This is a genomic window from Blautia sp. An46 (assembly GCF_002161645.1).
GTDB classification, from domain to species: domain Bacteria; phylum Bacillota; class Clostridia; order Lachnospirales; family Lachnospiraceae; genus Blautia; species Blautia ornithocaccae.
Genome location: NZ_NFIF01000011.1, coordinates 21,965 through 40,889, shown reverse-complemented (window position 1 = coordinate 40,889; position 18,925 = coordinate 21,965). Strand labels below are relative to the sequence as shown.

The following is an 18,925-nucleotide window of genomic DNA, read 5'->3' as shown; positions in this document are numbered from 1 at the left end:
GAAGATTCGTTACATAATTTAATAAAAAAATGCAAATTTCAGGCCTGGGACAGTTCAGACCAGCCCCAGGCCTTCTTCATAACTTCCGTTTCCCTGCGTTATAAAACACAAATCCGGCAGATATATCCCTTTCTGCTATTCCATCACTTCCTGATAGGTGGCGTGTCTTTCCAATAACTGGGTCATTTTTGCCATAGTGCTTACATCTCCGATGAGGATAACGCCGCACAGCCGATTATTCAGGAAGTAGTATTTCCGGTACTGTTTCTTACCCATATCTTTAAGTTCCACTGTCTTGTATACCAGATTCGGGTTCTTTCCATTATCTCCTGCTGCAAACAGAGCTGTACCCATGCCATGGAAATTCAGAGCTGCAGATACACCTTCGTATACGATCTGGTCCCCGGCTGCATTGGCGCCAGCCACTTTTCCCTGCTCCATAGCCTGAGGCCAGATGGCATAATTAATCCCCTGATACTGTGCGCAGTCACCACAGGCATAAATATCCGGAATATTCGTCTCCATTCTCTCGCTGACTACAACAGCCCTGTCCGTTTCAATCCCAGCCTGAGCTGCAACAGCTATATTGGCCCTGACACCGGCAGATACGATTACCAGATCTGCGGGGAATACTTCTCCGCCCGCCAGTTTCACTCCGGTTACCTGCTCTTCTCCAAGAATATCTGTAATCTGAGCCCCTGTATGAATCTGGATATCTTTTCCCTCACTGATCAGCTTCAGCATATCGGCAGCTCCATTATCCAGCTGTCTGCCCATAAGAAGAGGCGCTGCTTCCAGTACAGTCACATGGCATTTGGCCTTCTTCATTTCCCAGGCTGCCTCCAGTCCCAGGACACCGCCTCCGATTACTACAACATTTTTTATCTGAGGAAGCATAGACGCAATTTTCTTCGTATCTTCCAGACGGCGTATAGCCACAACTCCCTTCTTATCTTTCCCATTAATCGGAGGAATAAAGCATTCTGATCCAAGGGCATAGAGCAGTTTTGTATAAGAAAGCCTCATCCCTTCTTCCAGAAGCACCTCTTTGTTCTTTGTGTCAATGGCCTCCACCTGTTTTCCCAGGAGCAGATGTATATTATTTTCCTCATACCATTTTTCTTCTTCAATGGCAATCTGCTCTCCATCCAGTTCTGCCATAATAGATTTCGTCAGCATTGGACGGTTATAGGGGCGGTAAGGCTCATTAGAAATCATGACAATAGATCCTGTTTTGTCCCTCTCCCGGATAGCAGAAGCCGCATAAAATCCTGCTGCGCCTCCTCCCAGGACCACATAAAAATTCCTGGTGTCTTTCCGGAAAGAAGTTTCTTCTCCATCTACCGGTACGAAATTTTCCTTTCCTACGCCGCATACCGGGCATACTTCCAGAGAAGCATCAAAGATTTCTCCGCAGACCAGACATTTAACCAGCTTTTTCGGTCCGGCAGATTTTTTTGTATTCTCCTTATTCTGAAGCAGGCAGCCGAAATTATATCCATAGTCATGGGCATCAATAAGATTATCCTGACTTGGTTTAAATTTCACCCGGAATCCTTCATCGGGAACTCTCATCTTTAACTGTTTCAATCTCTCTATGAGATGAGGAACTGCCTCTCCGCTCCATCCATAACTTCCGAATGCGCTGGCCAGTTTTCCTCCGTGGGTTCCTGCAAAAATAGAAGTTGTCAGATCCCAGATAGGTTTTAAAGCTTCTCCTACAATAGTGGGAGATCCCAGCAGGAATCCATCTGCAAATCCCAGTTCTTCCAGAACCTTTCCCAGATCCGCCTCTACCATATCATAGCAGCGCACATCTATATCTCCGCTTTCTTCAATACCCTGGGCAATAGCTCCAGCCAGTTCTTTCGTATAGCCGTAGGCACTTACATAAGGAATGATCACCGTCTTTTTCTTATTAGGATTTACCACAGTACACCATTCCTGGTAAGTATCCAGTATAAAGTCAATTCTGGTATCCAGGACCGGGCCATGTCCGGTACAGATCATGGAAATATCCAGTTCTCGCACTCTTTCCAGGGCCTTTTGCATATACGGCTTGAAAGGACCGATAATATTGTCGAAATAATATTTTGTAGCTCTCATATAGCCTTCCTGGTCTGTGACCTTGCTCAGAAGGATATCCTTAAACCCGTAATGGGAGCCAAAGGAATCGCAGGTTACCAGAATCTGTTCTTCCTCAATATAAGTATACATAGTATCCGGCCAGTGAAGATTTGGCACCACCATAAATTTCAGAGTTTTATCTCCAATCTTCATCTCCTGACCGTCCTTCACCGGAAGGGCTGTAAACTCTCCGTTGACAATTTCTTTCAGGAAATTAACAGCACAGCCTGTAGCGATGATCTTTAATCCTGGATTTATCTCAAGAAGTTTCTCCACGCTTCCCGCATGGTCCGGCTCTGTATGATTCACTACCAGATAATCGATTTTCTCCACATCGGTAATCTGCTTCAGCTCCTCCAGATACTCCTCAAAAAACTTTGCCTTAGCAGTCTCAAACAAGATGGTTTTATCTCCGGCCTTCATTACATAGGAATTATAAGTGGTTCCAAACTCCGTGTACATAATAATATCAAATACCCGCAATTTATCATCCACAATCCCTGTCCAGTAAAAATTATCTCTCAGTTTCAGTGTCTCCATTTTAATCTCCTTTTCTGTCTTTTATCCAATATGCGTCCATATCAACTGTTCCCGCTTGGCGGCATAAACTGGCTGAGTGTAGCTGCCACCCCTGAAATCGGCATAGTCTGGAGCCAGATTTTTCCCGGACCTGTAAGAACTGTATTGAAAAATCCCTCTCCGCCCAAAAGCTTGTTCTTAATGCCTGCTACCTGGCGGATATCTATAGAAACACTTGTTTCAAATCCTGCCACATTTCCGGTATCTACGATCATCTGTTCTCCCGGAGCAAGGTCATATTCCATGATTTCTCCATCAATCTCTACAAAGACCATTCCATTTCCGGAAATTCTCTGCATGATAAATCCCTCTCCTCCGAAGAATCCAGCGCCTATTTTCTTATTAAAGTGTATGTCCATTCTGACGCTGCTTTCTCCTGCAAGAAATGCTCGTTTCTGAAGAATGATCTCTTTGCCCGGTCTGATTTCTACAGGAAGGATTTTTCCCGGAAAGCTGGATCCAAAAGTAACCATTCCGGGGCCTCCCTGAGCAGTATAGATATTCTGAAACATACTCTCTCCTGAAAAAGCCTTTGAAAACATTTTTCCCAGGCCTCCTCCTGTTGTCTCCATTTTTACATTAGGAGACTGCCATACCATAGAACCTTTTTCTGTGATCATCTGTTCCCCGTTTTCCAAATAGCATACTACAATTGGAAATACACCGCCTTTAATTTCATACCTCATAAAACCTTCTCCTTTTTGTTTAATCTTTTTCTTCCACGCCTAACAGCCTGTCCAGGCTCTGATATCCCTCTTTGCCGTAGGCATGAAAAATATTTATATGATTCCAGTCGCAGCTTCTGTCCGTGAAAGCCGGAAACAGAAATCCCCATAAAGGCTTCTCCGGCTCATACTCATCTTCAAGAGGACACAGAGCACAGATAAGATACTCATAAACCTCCTCTGATTCCCACTGTCTCTCTTTATCAGATGTTTTCACAGGCACATCATACCGGTCATGAAATATCATGACCCCATAAGGCTCCCTGGATTCATAATTCTCCATAATAATATCGTAAAGCGTATCCATCAAAGCATCATTTTTTAATCCGCAGTCTTTTATTGCATTCAATAGCTGGACCACCCCCTGGACTTCCCGGGAAGTCGCATCAATTTTATATCTTTTCAGCTGTATGTTTGTTTTTGAAAAAGGAATCGTCTTTGCAATTTCCAGATTTGTCGTCTTGTCCTTTTGTGACAGTTTCAAAAAATTCACATTAAAACTGCCGTCAAAATCTCCCTCTTTATCTACATAACAGCCTGCAATCCTGGTAAAGGATGTTCTGGCCGGGGTCATTCTCCTGGTCAGTTCCAGCATATCTTCTCTGTTAATATTTTTGCTCTCCATAGGTTTAAAATTCTGTCTCCCTGTACCTTTTCATTAAAATGTTCCAGGAATTATATATAGAACTCCTGGCCATCTTCAAGTCTCAGGCAGGACAAACTGCCTCCTTCCTTCCGCCGTTCATTGCCGGTGTCTATATCTGTATATTGCCGTCCGTGGTATATGCGGGCGCATTTAAAATCCGGCAGGAACAGCGTGGGATAATGCCCGACGATAATTCTTTTATCGAATCGTTTCGTCCCAGGTATGTAATGGATATCGTCTGAAAACAAATATCTCTCCTGGTCTGCCGCCATTGCAGCCAGAACAGAACTCTCTATATCTATAAAATCTGTTTCCGGCTTATATATCTCATAATCTGCATGAAATCCCGAATGGGTGAGAAAATACTCTTTTCCCCCTGCATTTACCTTTGCGTATACAGGAAGTCCGCTGAGATAAGCCCGTAGTTTTATACGTTCCTCTGTGCTCAGACGTTCCACTTCTTCCCTGGTATTCCTCCCGCCGCAGGCATCCCAGACATCCCTTCCAATAATGCCTGCCAAATACCTTTCGCAAAGATATTCGTGATTGCCTTTTATAAAATATATATTTTCTGTATTGTAAATATATCTGAGGACACGAAGATTTTCTTTTCCTTTATCCACTGCGTCTCCCAGAATGTAAAGCATATCAGCGGAAGAAAACCTGATCTTCTTCGTCATCTGGGCAAAATGCAGGTAATCTCCGTGGATGTCGCTTATGACGTAGATCATGTTCTGGCCGCCCTCCTATTAAAATAATTGCAGGTAAGCAAACGCCTTGCTGTGATTTATTCCTATCATATCACAGTCAAGGCTCTTTTGCATTAAATTATATCTAATTGTGAAATTCTTCTTCTGCTGCATCGGTAATTTTCAGAGCGGGAGCGCCGGTCTATTGTTTTAATTGTCTTTTCTATTTTTCCTTACTGCCAGAAAGATGCTGACTCCTGTGATTGAAAGCACTCCCATAACTGCTCCCCAGCAGAGATACTTATTCATATAATGCCGGCTCTTGGCATTTGGTGTTACCAGTACTCTTAGGATCACTGGCCTCCCTCTATCCTTTATTCCCCCTTGTCCCAGCAGATTACCTGCTGCATCAGAAGCAGTGATTTCGATTTCCTGAAAGTGTCTGGCACTGGAAATCACTGCATGAATGACTCCATCACTCTCCGCCAGTTCCTCTGCTTTGTAGGTCTGTCTCTCGCCATTTATAGATATCCTTACCTCATTCAGTGCCAGATTATCCTTCGCGTCTACAGTCATGGTCCTTTCTGCACTTCTGTATGAGCCGCCGTCCTCTACACCGGTAATAACTATTGTGGGGGCTGTTTTATCTACTGCAAATTCAATTGGAAGATTCTGTCCCTTCCTCTTTACGCTGGTATTGTTCATGGCATTGCCCGCCTCATCCTTTGTACTGAAGATTACCGAATAGTTTCCTTCTGTTTCAAAGTTCTCTGCTTTCAGGACATAATGCCTTGCTTTCCACTGTGCTTTTGTTCCGAAGTCTGTCACTTCGTAATCTTCTCCTGCTTTCAGATTTTTCAGCTCCCCGTCCCGGTTCACCAGAATCTGGCTTTCCTTAACAGTATCTACATTATACTCAATCACGCCTACTTCCTTCTCTTGGCTGATATATGCATATTTCTCAATGCTGAGCCAGTCTCTGGTCTCATGATCCATTACATATACGGAGCCGTACCTGTTTACGGAGAAGAGAATGGTTTCTGTTTTCTCGTTTCCTGCTCTGTCCACTGCCTTAGCTGTAAGAGTATACAGGTCATCTGTTTTTTCCTGTCTTGGAAAATCCTTAAACTTAATGATCTGTCCATTTTCAATTTCGGATACTGCGTTTTCAATATCCGCTTTGCCGGTATTTGCCCCTGTTATAGTAACAGTTACGTTCTTGTCCTCATAGTTTATGTCCGTAACCCTCACTTCTGGAGATACTACACCGTTATTGGCAGATCTGTCTTCAACTTCCAGAATCTCAATCACTGGTTCAGTAAGGTCCAAAGTGAACTGGTCAGGAATATATTCTGCCGCTGGATTTCCTGCCATATCTGTATAGTCCACATCAAAGGTATAATCACCGTCTGTTCCGTAAGTTACCGTAGCCTTATGCACATCGTCCTTCCCAGAAAATTCGCTGATAGACGGTGTAAAAATTTCTTTTCCTTTCAAGCTGGCCGTAATAGCTGCTCTTACGTCGACTTCGTTAAAGTTATGTTCCCGTATTGTTATAGTGGCGGTACGCTCTTTATTATAAAAATTCCCATTTTTTGCACTGTTGTTGTCATAGGAAACAGAAATTTCCGGTACTGTTTTATCGATGGTAAATGCCTCCGTCTCACTATATTCTGTACGATTTCCTGCAAGATCCTCACAGCTCAGGGTGAAAGTATAGTCACCATCTGCAGAAAAGACTACCTGGCAGGTACTTACAGAGCTGTCAGATAATCCAATATCCGGGCTGCCGCTCCATTCACTGATACTGGCCTCTGTCCCATCCGTATTTATGATGTTGAATCTTACATTGTCTGGATCAAAATTTCTGTCTGTAACAGTAACAGTTGCGGTTCTGGTATCCTTATAATATCTTCCATTCATCGGCTCATCTAAATCCCAGGAGACAGAGACAGCCGGATTGGTCACATCGATTTTCAGCTCTGTGATCTCACTCTCGCCCCGATTCCCGGCAGAGTCCACGGCAAAAGCCTGTACCTTTACATCGTTGCTGTTATATACATCTGCCGGCACTGTAATTATCTGACTGAATGTCCGTCTGCCCCGTTCCTTACTGCCGCTGTTGTTCAAAAGTTCAATTTTATCACTGACATTTACATTTTCCGATGCAGAAATGGTATACCATATGCGCTTCAGACCAGAGTATGTATGATCTGTATAAGAATCTTCCACATCAATCTGAAGAATAACATCTTCATTAAAAATCCCATTTTGAGGCTGCCTCAGATTTTTATAAGAAACACTCATGACTGGAGCTGCTTTATCAATCACAAAATAGCTCTGGTTGTTTTCTTCACTCTTCCATCCGGCTCCGTCAGTACAATTTACATCAAAATCATATTTATCGTCATTTTCAAAACATACTCTGATTTCAAGTATTCTCTCATCTGTAAATTCCCATGGTTCTCTGTCCTTCTGTGTGTCTTTTACAACCTCTGCTGTAATACCATCTAAGGCCTCTAGAGCAGATATATGGTAGCGGACTGGTTTTGAATCCTGCTCTCTTTTCAAGTCGAAATACAGCTCATCGGCATTATCCAGGTTTACATTTCTTTCCTTTACGGTAATAACTGCTGTTCGTTCATTGTTATAATACGGGGCATAGTCTTCAGAGGCTTCTGTCTCATATTTCACCTGCACCTCTGGCTTTACAGTGTCAATTTTCAGCCTTTTCACCGTCGAGTATCCATTTCCGGAATTATCCCAGGCTGTGGCTTTAACCCAGACATCGTTAGAATTAAATCTTTCTTTATCTACTGTCAGAAATAATCTTTGCAATTCTTTTTCTAATTCTTCAAGAGAATATGTTTTATCTTTATCCCGTTCAAATAAAAGGATATCCTCTGTTTTCTCTAAATTATCTTCCCCTATGGCCGCCTTATAAGTAACTTTTTGGATGCCTGAAACTGCACCGCCTTCTAGCCGCTTTGTGTCTCTGACCGTTACTGTTAAATCCACACTGCCATTATATATGTCTTTTTGTTCCTGCCCCTCTGCCAGATTAATCTCAACAAATGGCTCATTAATATCCAGAATAATTCCCATGGAAGTATACACCGCACCATTCTCTACATGGTCAAAGGGTTTTACAAGGATTACATAATTATTTGCAACAAAATCCTCCTGTCCAGGATTTTCTCTGACAACCGGAATCTCGTATACTTCCTCCCTTATTGGATCGCTCCAGGAAAAATCCCCTTCTTTTTTACTTTTATCTATCAAAGTCTCTATGTATGCTTCAAGATCTTTCCCATTTTCAATGTCCCTATCTAAAGGCAAAACTGCATATTGCCATAACTTTAAGCCCGACAGTGCATCGGTTACCGATATCCTGGCATAATAGGTTTCTTTACCAAAATTTCCGAAAGTAATCGCCGACCAAAGCTTATCAATAACCGTTGCTTCTCCTCTGATATTATCAATGGCAACTTCTGGAATATTTCCATCCAGCCTGATGTCATAAGAAAATTCTTCAGAATCTGCTATATTCCCGCTGTCCTCTCCTTCGACTGGATTTCTCCTCATTTTTAACGTAAGTTCAATATCCTGTCCACCTGTTGCCTGTTCCTTATTAAATGTATAACCCTCCGCTGTAAGGCTTACGCCGGCTGTTCCATTTATAGCTTTTCCCTGTACTTTCAGCAGTATTACATCGTTATACAGCTTTCCAGGATTCGCATACAGGTTTAGTCTGCCATTATCCGCCTTTACCCATACTGATTTTCCCTTATCCCCTTCAGAAATATACATAGTTGTATTTTCCGGATAGTCCGAAGGATCCAGATTAAGATAGTCTTCCCCATCAGAAATCTTTTCCGGCATAATCTCCAGATTTCCGGGGCGAACTGTAATCTCATAATTCTGTAAAAACTCATATCTTGAAATTAACTGGTCAATATCTATTGTTAAAGCTGATTCAAATTTTCCAGGCTTTGTCAGATTTCCCTCTGGAAGCTGTTCCTTCATTATGGTGGTACAGGCAGGTATATCAAATTTATCAGCCTCCAGCAATCCCTCGGCAATTGTTTTATCTGCTTTTTCTATCTCCATCCAGGTATCTGAAGGATTGTGAGATTCATCATAAAACTGATAGAAGGGTTCATTGTCTATACTATTATCAATTCCATGACCAAATTCTCGTTCAGCATCACGGATTCTTATGTCTACAGGTCTTTGATGAATAACTATTATCGCGGAAACTGTGATTTCTTTATTAGTCAGCACATAATTCTCTGCCTTGGTCCCCCTTAAAGTTAATTGGGCCTCGTTAAATTTTATCTCTCCCCTTATTCCCTCTGTTCCAGTTACATTTTCCAAGTCAGCTGAAATTCTTCCATGGAAGTTTTGAGGGACTGTCTCTAAATCCACATGAATATCATCCTGGTACACAATACCTCCTTCTTCTGACTGCAAAATTGGCATCTTTATAAAGGTTACTTCGTCTTTTGTATCCCCATTATGTGTAACTGTCAAATCTTTATCGTAAATCTTACTGTATTTCATGAGCGCATTGCCTTCATCAATTTCGATTTCTCTCGGATTTACTTGAACGTAAAAATTTGTATACAATGTTTCATTTGTACTTATATCTGTTTTAATAAAGGTTACTGTAATGGCAGACTTACAAGTCTTCTGTGTATTAATCACAAATTCCGTGTATCCCTCTTTATCTGATGCTTCCTGCTTTGCAATTTTCACTGCTCCATCCGAATCGTTTCTTAGCTGGGCACTATATTCGATATTGTCCTCATTTTTCAAATACACACTTTCAGTATTTCCGTAAGTAACCTGAAGAGGATTTTCCTCAGTACTGGATATTTCTTCTCCTTTCTCATCAAAAAACTTTATGGGATCTGTAGTGTAATTATAACTCTGGGCAGTCTCATCACTTTCTGAATATTTATTCTCTACACCTGTATATCTTGCAGTAAATGTATATGTCCCATAGAAGTCTATTTTATTTTTTCTTAGCGTGTATGCCGCCTCTCCAGCCTTTACTTCCGCAGTATAAGTTTGTATACTTTCTGGTTCACCCAGATTGCCGTCTGCCGCTCTTATTACTGTAAAAAGAACCTCTCCCTCGTCTAAAGGTCTTCCTTCATTATCCGTTATCGCTGCCCTCAACACAATTTCCCTGACTCTCTGGTCAGCTCCAGGATCAGGGGGCTCAACGGCCAGACTTAATTTTACAGGCCGCAGGTTAACAGTAACAGAAACCTGTTCTGATATCCACAATCCATATTTCGTATAGAATGTCGCTGCAACACTTGTGTTTCCTGTCTTTTTCCCAATGGCTTTTCCCTTCTCATCAATATCTAAAATTTCCGAATCAGCTGTTTTCCATTCAATGGCTTTTATCTCACTTTCAGGAAGTTCTGAAATATAAAAAAACTGCAGAGATTCATTTACAAAAATCTCCTGTGTATTGGCAGAAATTACAAACTTCTTTAACCCCAGCTCAATAGGCTCTATTGGTTGTATCTCCTCCTTCTCTCCCTCCATAACCGTTATGGATATTTTTCTCTGCTCAAATCCTTCTTTTGATACGATTAATGTGTACTCTCCTGGGCATAAGCCGGAAATACTATACTCTCCCTGCTCGTTTGTTTCTGCGGTGCCGTCATGTCCCTCTACTGAAATAAAGGCTCCCTCTACTTTTACACTATTTGCTGTAATACTTCCCGAAATTGTATAAACAGGATCAGCAACAATTTCTTCCTGTATCGTCTCTCTTTCCGCAGCCAGCACCTCTGTCCCTACAGACTCCAGGGGCATTTTCAGAACTATAGTGAAAATCAGTATAAAAACAATTATATATTTTTTTATTTTCCACTTTCCTTTCATTCTTTTTAACTCCTTTTTCACCTGTCAGTTCACCTCAGTTGTATGTATAAGCATTGTACATGTTTCAATATGAAAAAGACCATAACTCTGATCTGCCTCCTTTTGTGCCTGTTCCAAAACAGAGGTAAAATCCTCTGGGCTTAAGGCCTGGGTTTCCATTTTTCCAAAGCCCTCGGAGTCCACAGCAGAGGGAGTCGGTCTCTTTAGAGAATCGATGCACGCATTTTTCTCTTCTAGACTTTGTACAGTTTTTCTCACAGAACGTCCAGTCCGGTCATTAAATATATTCCATATGTTAAACTTGAAGAAAAAAATCACGCCCAATATCAAAAGAAATATGCATATGCCCAGACACATATAGAACAAAATATGGAGTAAATCAATCTGCTCCTGTATCCCCTGCACCCAGCTCACCTCCTAGTATCTGCTGTCAGATTATCTGTATTGAACGTAGAATTTATAATAGTTCTGGCAGTATCCAGAGTTTCTTCTAAGTTTTCCTTCAGTTCCTGCTCATACTCAGCATTTGCCGAACCGGTAATGATTTTTATCCTATCCACAGCGTCTGCTGCATTACTCAGCTTATCTTCCATTTGCCAGCGTGTAATCCCTGCTCTTTTAAAATTAGCTGCATTTCGTGCAATCTGGGAAGTTATTTCCTTATAAGACAGAAGCATGTTCACATTATTTCCGTCGGCAGAATCATCGTCTACGATTTTCACCAAATCTTTCCAATAATCTGAAAAAGATATCATAGAATCTCCTGCCTGATTCCGCATTCCTAAGCTGTCATAGTATTTCGAGATTTTATAAAGATTTTTTGCTCGGTCAATCGTTGTCTTATTGAGTTTTTCCGAAGGTCTTGCCTCTGAAGCAATCTCCAGCCATTTTTTTGCAGCTCCCTTGTTACCTATTCCGTTATAGGAAAAGTAATAAGCGACACCCAGATCATAAGCAAATTTTTCATAATCAGCTCTATTTGCCTTTAAATGTTCTTCATTACTCTTATTCCTGTTTTCCTGGGTTCCCAGTGCCCTTCTCATCTCCTGCTCTTCTGCATCAGAAAAAACACAAATAACCTGTGGGCTGCCTGTCCTCTGAGACTCCTGGCCTTCCCCAGCACTTCCTGCAGTCGTCTGTTTATCCTGACGGCTCTCATTATTTTTCCACAAAAAAAATTCCAGCAAGCCCTCATATGCCGTTCCCTCAGAAGGGTCCAAGGCAATAGCATTTTTATAATACTGGACACACCGCCCTGGATCTGTGGAGGCCAGATTATCTGCTTCTTCTAGATAAGCACCATATGTTCTTGCCATTACGGTATTTTCTGCTACTCTAAAGCCTGTAGCTGCCATTCCGAATAGGGCAGTCAGAACAACCGTACACAGAAATATTCTCCATTTCAGCGTCTGCTTCCTTCTATAAGCGGTATCCAGTTCTTTATAATGTTCCAGCGCATGCATAAGTTCACCACAATTCTGATAGCGGTCATAAGGGTTTTTCTGGGTGCATTTCAGAATGATTTTTTCCAAACCTGAAGAAAGACGCGGATTCCAATATCGGATTGGATACAATGCATAAGGCGGCTCATTGGGATTGTGTCCGGTAAGAAGATGATATAGAGTTGCTCCCAGGCAATAAATATCTGTCCTGGCATCTGTCTGGCCGCGTCCTCCATACTGCTCCGGTGCCGCATATCCCTGGGTTCCCAGGCAGGTTGTATCTGCCCCGCTGTTTTCTTTAAATTCTCTAGCTATACCAAAGTCAATCAGCACCACTTTGCCATCTGGTTTCAGCATGATATTGGAAGGTTTCATATCTCTGTAGATGATCGGCGGTTTTCTGGAGTGGAGATAGGCCAGCACATCGCATAACTGCTTTGCCCACTGAAGTACATCTTCCTGACTTTGGGCCCCGTATTCTGTCACTACACTTTCCAGATGCCGTCCCTCTATGTAATCCATAACAATGAGTAAGGTTCCATCCCCGTCAATCACATCAACAATACTGGGCAGATTCGGGTGGTTCAATTTTTTCAGCATTTCAGTCTCAGCGATGACGCCCTGCTTTACCGCTTGAAAATTCTGTACGCCATCCTTGCGCACTTCCTTAATGGCCCACTGTTTATTTGCTCTTTCATTCATAGCCAGATAAACAATGCTCATACCTCCCTGGCCGATTTTATTCAAAATTTTATATTTTCCATCTACTAAAGAACCAATTTCCAGCATATAGCCTCCCCCTAGCGTACTGACACGATCATTTTCAAATTCAGACAAGTCATTAGTTGAATTATGGGCGTGTCAGTACACTAATATGCCCGGATCAAAACAACTGACATATTATCCTCTTCTCCTCTGGATTTATTAAGCTCCGTGAAATATATAGCTGCCTCTTTCATTTTTTCTTCCCTGGTCAAACATCCCGGCTTTAATCTGCTATAAAACTCCCCAGGCTGTATCACATGGCAGAATCCATCTGAGCACATCATGAACACAGAATCTGGCTCATATTCGGCTGTATAAAAGTCCGGTTTAAGGGCGCTGCCGGCCCCTACGCACTGGAGCAGCATATTTCTCTTAGGATGCATCTTCGCCTCATCAGCAGTCATTCTTCCCCCATCTATTTCTCTTTGTACAAAAGTCTGGTCAACAGTTATCTGTTCTATCCCTTCTTCTCCCAGATAATAAACCCTGGAATCTCCCACATTGACCACATAATAAATATTTCCTGCCAGCAGCAGCGCCGCCGCTGTAGTCCCAAGAGTAAAATTGTCCCCTGCCCCATAATCACTGATTTTCTGATTCTGCTCTAAGAGCAAGTCCATCCAGCTCTTTTTCACGTCCTTCGCTCCAACTCCTCTGTACAAAAGCCGGGGAAACTCCCTGTGAAACCAATTGGAAAAAGCTTTAATTAAAATAGCGCTGGCAACCTCGCCTTTTGCCAGACCTCCCATACCATCACAGATAACCCCTAACAGCACCTGTCCGTAATCTGTGTCTGCTGTCTCCAGCAATATAGAATCCTGATTCGTTTTTCTTCTTATTCCCACATCTGTGTGTACTATAGTTAAAAAATTCATCCTTATCCACACTCTCATTTATTAATTTGTACGAAGCATAAAACTTTCATCTATCTGCAAAGTCTATTCCATGTTCTGATATTTTAAAAAAAGGGATTCTTTTAGAAAAAATAGAGAATTGCTAAAAATCTAACTGAATGAAATGCCAAAAGAAACCAGTCCTTTGGGGCTGAAATTTTTCTATCTAGTGAAATATTCAATTTAAATTTTAGGGGGAATCTTGGCCAATCGGCTCTTGAAGTGTATCTTTACCATACCATATGCGAACCCATTCTGCAATTAGTAAAATCGCCGAAGATATATTTTCTGCCTCTGAATATCCTTCCGCACATTTCCTTACATCTGCACCGAAGGGAATGTTTCATCACTCGAAAGATCCCCCACATTCCCGATTCAACGTCCCATCCGAAACTTCCTGAACGATACAGATAATCACCGGGGCAGGCGGCCCCGTCTTTCAGTTCCATGTCAAAACGGTTCCCGATACTGATTCCTCCCTGAAGGGGGATTTCTCTGGACAGATCGTCTTTCGGCTGTTCCCTCCACAAATGCCCATGAATAGTCAGGGATACATTTCTTGGCTTATCTGCCGGCATCATGGTCCGGAAGATCACCCGGTCTCCGGAATACGCCTTATATACCGGTGTAGCCGGATCCCCGTGAATTTTACTGCTGAACACTTTCCACACCCGGGGATCACGGGAAAGCCTGTTGGCAAACCTCTCTGACCGGTAATTGTATCCTTTTTCCCTTGTGTCTTCCGGTTCCACCGGATCCCCATTATGTCCTGCTGCTGTCTGGACCAGATTTCCCTGGGCGTCCAAAAGCCGGATTCCATTCTGGATAAACAGTACATATTCCCGGAAAGTTTGGGTTCCCGGCGCTGTTATCACCGCCTGCTCTGCAAAAGGATTCTTCTTTTTGGTAAAATTCTCATACCACTGGGCTTCTGCAGGTTCTACGATGACTGTTCCGAATAATCCATGATACCTGTGATTCCGCATATCTCCAAAAGACTGCAGGATACAGGTTCCATATTCACGGTCCGCCTTCCAGAGATAACGCTTGCTCTCGCCGATTCCCACCGTCTGTTCTTTTGGATTATATCCCACGTTTATCCCAGAATCGCTGACCGGATCGTACTGCAGAAACTGTGGGTTCAGGGAAACTCTGTTTGAGGGCTTATGCTTCATCTCAAGAGGTACAGTGGGATAATCAAAATAAGGAACCGGATGGCCGGGATCCCAGCAATTGTGAAGAATAACCTCCAGCCACTCTCCAACATTTGCCCGCAGTATCAGCGGTTTTGGAGTATACTTCCCGGCTAATACAAGGTCCACATCTTCCAGGGGAACAAAAATCAGTCCATCTGGATCATGGTCTCCATAGCTGTTATAGACCAGCTTTGTCTGAACAGCAGCCACTTCATAATGTCTTACCACGTCGTCCTTGCCAGGGCAGGGCGGCAGGGGCATGATCCTGTCTTTTCCCTTGCAGAGAGGCTTCAGACATTCCTGATATCTGTCATAAGCCCGGATAATTCCCCAAAGCCCCAGCCATGCATCATCTATGCCGCCAAAATAGTACAGATAATCTCCCGGCTGATAGGGGTCTTTGATGTTAAGGTTGAATGCCTCTGAGACTCCGACGGTCTGGGAAGCAGCCAATGGGGACCGTTCATCTGCCAGTTCTTTTCTCCAGGATATTCCGGTAATATTAAATACATGCTGTTCCTCATGGGCTCCATCTATGAGCCGGATCATCAGTTCATCCCCCGGATAGGTTTCCAGAACAGGGGTGGCCGGATCTCCATGGACATAGGAACTGAAAATATAGGCAGGATCCTCATGCTTCTTCAATCTTTCCCTCATGGGCTCTGAGCGGTAGTTGATTCCCATGACTCCGGGATCGTCATGGCCCCCTGGAACAGCCGGAGGATTCAGGGGCTTCCCGTCCTTGTCAAACAGATTTGCAAAATCATGGACAAAAAGTGCAAATTCCCGGAAGGAGGTTCCGTCTCTCCTTCGGATCACTGCCTTTGTTCCAAAACGAAGTTCTTCTCCGCTGCGTATATCATGGAAAGTCGCCCCTGCCTCCTCGATGACCAGTGCTCCAAACACCCCGTGAAATTGATGGGCATTTGCAAATAAATGGTCATGAAAAAATACGGTCCGCAGTTCTTCGTCTGCAAAAAAACGTTCTACCAGAGTTTCGTATTTCCTGGCTCCTGCAATATTGTTCCATCCGTTGGCTGCTCCATCGGAGGTAATAGTGTCAAACTTAACCAGATGTACATGATGTCCCACAATATCTGTTCTGGTCCTGAGCTGGAAGGCATTTGCTTCCAGATATTCCGGTAGCAGATTCGTGGTACGCAGCTCAATACAGTCTCCTGCATTGGCACGTATTACCAGGGGCTCTACTCTGATCTTTTCTTCCTCCACCAAACGGATATAAGATTCCAGACCGCCCCATCGCTCCAGCTCCTCCTTTAAAACAAAGAACCGTCCTTCCGGATCATGCCATCCATATTTGTTGTAGGTAAGTTTCGCCTGTACCAGAGCTATCTCGAAAACTTTCACCTTTTCATAGGTTTTCTCTATTCCCCGGCATTTTCTGCAATTTCCATGCCCATCTTCAGTCCAGGCCGGCTCTCTGCTGTCTTTCTTCTCTTCTTCAGCATCTACGGCCTTTCTGCTCTCCTTATTCTCTTTTTCATCTTCTGAAGGCTCTCTGACATCTTTGCTTTTTTCGTCAGTTTCAGAAAGCTTCCGGCTGTCATCCCATGTTTCTTCCAACTCAGTATACTTTTTGTCATTATCGCATTTTGAACATTTTCCTGCTGTATGACAGGGGCAGGTATCTGTATACAGGGCCCCGGGAGCCGGATTTTCCACAAAATTTGCTTCTTCCAGAGGAGTGGGACATACCACCGGATTGCCTTTTACATCCAGTACTCCACATGGAGGCTGACGGGGCGGTTTTCCCGATTCTCCCAAAATAAAGTTAGGATATCCCGGATGAAGCTTATCTTTTTTAGGAGGCTGTTCCCGGTCTTTTAAGGGCAGAAGAGCCGGTATGGGACTTCCGTCCGGCAGCTTCCCTTTTCCATCCTCAAGGCGGTCATAAATCCTCCATAGGGTCCACATTCCTTCATGAAAATGGGGATACAGATGGCAGTGAAAAATCACATCTCCGATTACCCGGTTTCTGCTCCCCGCTCCATACAAAATATCCAGTGTATAGCATTCCTGAGGACTTATGGTAATAGAGTCAATAATCGTAGAAACAGGATTTCCCCCTTCCAGCCGCCACTGATGATTGTGAAGGTGGAACACATGGGTTTCCTTAATCCCTCCGTGAACCAGACGGATTTTTGCCGGGTCTCCCACATATGCCCTGAGGATTGGTGGCGCCGGGTCTCCGTACACCCAGGAGCTCATAGAAATATCCTCTCCTGAGTCTGCCGGATCATGTGACAGAGGCATCCTGTTTCTCATAGGTTCGGAACGATAGCTAATTGCCGTTGTAGAAGATGGCAGCCCAGTCCGATGGTCAAGGGGAAGCTTTCCGTCTTTATCCAGGATCTCCAGCTCATCATGGAAGAACACCGTATATTCCCGAAAAGCCGGCTTCCCTGGCTGGTAAATGTCCGCCATCAGTCCGCTTTCCATTTCCTCCCCAGTCTCCGGATGAAACCATCTGGCCCCTGGAGGCTCCACGATCACCGCCCCAAACAGTCCATGTATATTTGTGGCGTCTTCGCTGCTTCTGGGGTCCGCCATATCCTGAAAAAGAAATACACCTTCCGTATTTGCATACCAGGTGTATTCAATAAAGTTATCTGTAGTGCTGTCCGGATTAAATCCGTTGCTGGCTCCGTCTGAGGTCATAACATCATATGCCAGCCCCTGGACATGAATGGAAAGTCTGCGGTTTAAAGGGTTGCGAAAACATATTTTTACTGTATCTCCCAGGTTTACCCGAAGTACCAGAGGCCTCACTTCTTCGTAAGGCTGAGGCGGCGTCTGCTGAAACCTTTTGAGGGCTTCATGCTGGATCCTCTGGGAATCCTGTTCCAGTACATATAAAAGTCCGTCGGGATCATAGTCTCCGTACTGGTTATATACAATAGGAATCTGTATGGCTTCCAGTGTAAAGCGGCGGATTCTGCTTTGACTGGGATATTGGCACAACTGCATTGTTTATTCCCCTTCCTGTTTCAGAATCCGAAGATAATGATTTGCCTCCCGAAGCACATGATCCGCCAGCAGAGGAAGAATAATAGAGCGTATGTCACATCCCGTAATCCCTTTTGTGCCTGCAGCCTTAAAATCACAATATTTCTTCGTAGTTTCCAATGTTTTTCTTGTAAGTCCGTTCATGGCTCTGCAGTCCTGCTGTCTGGCTTCCTCCAGCAGCCGGCAGTAATCCCCGGCAAATTTGTCTGCCGTTTCCACCAACTCACATTCTGTGGGATCAAGGAGGCCGCGTATAAACAGGGCATGCTCTATCATGATCTGGTTCCAGAACTGTTCTGTCTTAAGCATATTTTCTGAAGAAATGCACTGGTTCTTCTCCAGCGTTGTGATAATCTGCTGGTATAATTTTGCCTCCCGGATAATATGCTCTATCAACAGCGGATAATTAGCAGTGAACAACCTGCATGAAGTAACCTGCTGCAATATCTGCTCTTTAAACATGATCAGGCCCCTCAGCAAACCCAGGACTCGCTGGTTTAACTGCCGGATCTGCAGAGCCATTCTTCCGTCTCCACATTCTCCACAGCCTGCCTGGAGTTTCTTCTCTGCCTGGGTGATCCGAAAATCAATGGGAATCTTTGTAAGCCTTCCAGTCTGCTGTTCCGCCATTACTGTAAACTCTGTAAACACTTCTCCGGAACACAGCACATCTTTGCCTACCGTTCCATCAGCAAGGCGAACTGTCTGCCACAGTACTTTTTCAAATTCTGTGCGGTACCAGTTCGCCTTATTTATATACGCCATTTCTCCTGCCGGAAAGCCTGCCTGAAGGAACAAAGCATGCTCCTTCATAATCCTTCCAAAAAACAAATGGGTTTCTAATGAGGTTGTAATATATTTTTTCATGCTTATACATCCTGTTATTTTACTGTTCTTTATAATGTATGTAAGCATTGAAAATTTGGGCAGTT

At 43.5% G+C, this 18,925-nt stretch carries 9 protein-coding genes; all 9 read right to left on the bottom strand.

Annotated elements, in window-relative coordinates:
• Nucleotides 1-135: 135 nt before the first annotated feature.
• The gene (locus B5G00_RS10310) at nt 136-2,667 is read right to left on the bottom strand and encodes an FAD-dependent oxidoreductase (protein WP_087272461.1); all 2,532 of its coding nucleotides are present in this window, start codon (nt 2,665-2,667) and stop codon (nt 136-138) included.
• A 41-nt stretch (nt 2,668-2,708) separates the two neighbouring features.
• Nucleotides 2,709-3,392, bottom strand: a complete 684-nt coding sequence (locus tag B5G00_RS10305; protein WP_087272459.1) for a TIGR00266 family protein — start codon at nt 3,390-3,392, stop codon at nt 2,709-2,711.
• 19 nt (nt 3,393-3,411) lie between these two features.
• Nucleotides 3,412-4,056, bottom strand: a complete 645-nt coding sequence (locus tag B5G00_RS10300) for a DUF4317 family protein (protein ID WP_330396346.1) — start codon at nt 4,054-4,056, stop codon at nt 3,412-3,414.
• Nucleotides 4,057-4,106: 50 nt separating this feature from the next.
• Nucleotides 4,107-4,808, bottom strand: coding sequence for a metallophosphoesterase (locus B5G00_RS10295; protein ID WP_087272456.1), 702 nt, complete (start codon nt 4,806-4,808; stop codon nt 4,107-4,109).
• 168 nt (nt 4,809-4,976) lie between these two features.
• Nucleotides 4,977-10,670 carry an Ig-like domain-containing protein gene (locus tag B5G00_RS10290; protein WP_087272453.1) on the bottom strand — a complete coding sequence of 1,898 codons (5,694 nt, stop codon included), beginning with the start codon at nt 10,668-10,670 and terminating at the stop codon, nt 4,977-4,979.
• A gap of 410 nt (nt 10,671-11,080) precedes the next feature.
• Complete coding sequence (locus B5G00_RS10280; RefSeq protein WP_087272448.1) at nt 11,081-12,901, bottom strand: serine/threonine protein kinase; 1,821 nt, start codon at nt 12,899-12,901, stop codon at nt 11,081-11,083.
• 80 nt (nt 12,902-12,981) lie between these two features.
• A complete protein-coding gene (locus B5G00_RS10275; protein ID WP_087272445.1) occupies nt 12,982-13,752 on the bottom strand; it encodes a PP2C family protein-serine/threonine phosphatase in 771 nt (256 codons plus the stop codon).
• Between the two features lie 248 nt (nt 13,753-14,000).
• Nucleotides 14,001-17,954: a multicopper oxidase domain-containing protein gene (locus B5G00_RS10270; protein ID WP_087272441.1), complete on the bottom strand. Its 3,954-nt coding sequence runs from the start codon at nt 17,952-17,954 to the stop codon at nt 14,001-14,003.
• Between the two features lie 3 nt (nt 17,955-17,957).
• Complete coding sequence (locus B5G00_RS10265) at nt 17,958-18,860, bottom strand: DUF2935 domain-containing protein (protein ID WP_087272437.1); 903 nt, start codon at nt 18,858-18,860, stop codon at nt 17,958-17,960.
• Nucleotides 18,861-18,925: the final 65 nt, after the last annotated feature.